Origin of the sequence: Streptomyces sp. NPDC037389 (genome assembly GCF_040636475.1) — a bacterium.
GTDB lineage: Bacteria > Actinomycetota > Actinomycetes > Streptomycetales > Streptomycetaceae > Streptomyces > Streptomyces hesseae.
The window spans coordinates 1-1,190 of record NZ_JBEZUS010000073.1 but is presented as its reverse complement, the minus strand read 5'-3'; the positions used below and the strand labels follow the sequence as shown (position 1 = coordinate 1,190).

General features: G+C 69.1%; 1 protein-coding gene. It reads left to right on the top strand.

Features of this window, described 5'->3' with window-relative positions:
* Positions 1 to 56: 56 nt before the first annotated feature.
* The coding region (cysS, locus tag AB0E98_RS33840) for a cysteine--tRNA ligase (RefSeq protein ID WP_361710339.1) at positions 57 to 1,190 on the top strand (1,134 nt) is incomplete at its 3' end.

Sequence of the window (1,190 nt, the reverse complement as noted above, 5' to 3'; positions counted from 1 at the left end):
GGCAACAACCGGTATGTGCGCCCTGGGCACTGTCCGGCGCCTACTACCCTGGACTCGTGACTATTCGCCTGTACGACACCAGCGCCCGGCAGATTCGTGACTTCGCCCCCCTCACGCCGGGCTGTGTCTCGATCTACCTGTGCGGTGCCACCGTGCAGGCGGCCCCGCACATCGGGCACGTCCGGTCGGGACTGAACTTCGACATCATGCGCCGCTGGTTCGCCTACCGCGGCTACGACGTCACCTTCGTCCGCAACGTCACCGACATCGACGACAAGATCATCAAGAAGGCGGCCGAGCAGAACCGCCCCTGGTGGTCCATCGGGTACGAGAACGAGCGGGCGTTCAACGACGCCTACGACGCCCTCGGCTGCCTGCCGCCCACCTACGAACCGCGCGCCACCGGCCACATCACCGAGATGGTCGAGATGATGCGCGGCCTCATCGAGCGCGGGCACGCCTACGAGGCCGACGGCAACGTCTACTTCGACGTACGGTCCCTGCCGGGCTACCTGTCGCTGTCCAACCAGGACCTCGACGAGCTGCGCCAGCCCGCCGGGGAGGGCGAGACCGGCAAGCGGGACCCGCGCGACTTCGCCATGTGGAAGGCGGCCAAGCCCGGAGAGCCGAGCTGGGAGACGCCGTGGGGGCGGGGACGGCCCGGCTGGCACCTGGAGTGCTCCGCCATGGCGCACAAGTACCTGGGCGAGGAGTTCGACGTCCACGGCGGCGGGATCGACCTGATCTTCCCCCACCACGAGAACGAGATCGCCCAGGCCAAGGGCTTCGGCGACGCCTTCGCCCGCTACTGGGTGCACAACGCCTGGGTCACCATGAGCGGCGAGAAGATGTCCAAGTCGCTCGGCAACAGCGTGCTCGTCAGCGAGATGGTGAAGAAGTGGCGGCCGGTCGTGCTGCGGTACTACCTCGGCACCCCGCACTACCGCTCCACCATCGAGTACAGCGAGGAGTCCCTGCGCGAGGCCGAGTCGGCCTACGCGCGCATCGAGGGCTTCGCGCAGCGCGTCACCGAACTGGCCGGCCACGCCGTCGAGCCCGCCGACGAGGTGCCGCCCGCCTTCGCCGAGGCGATGGACGACGACCTCGGCGTCCCGCAGGCGCTCGCGATCGTGCACACCACCGTCCGGCAGGGCAACAGCGCGCTGGCCGCCGACGACAAGGAGGCCGCC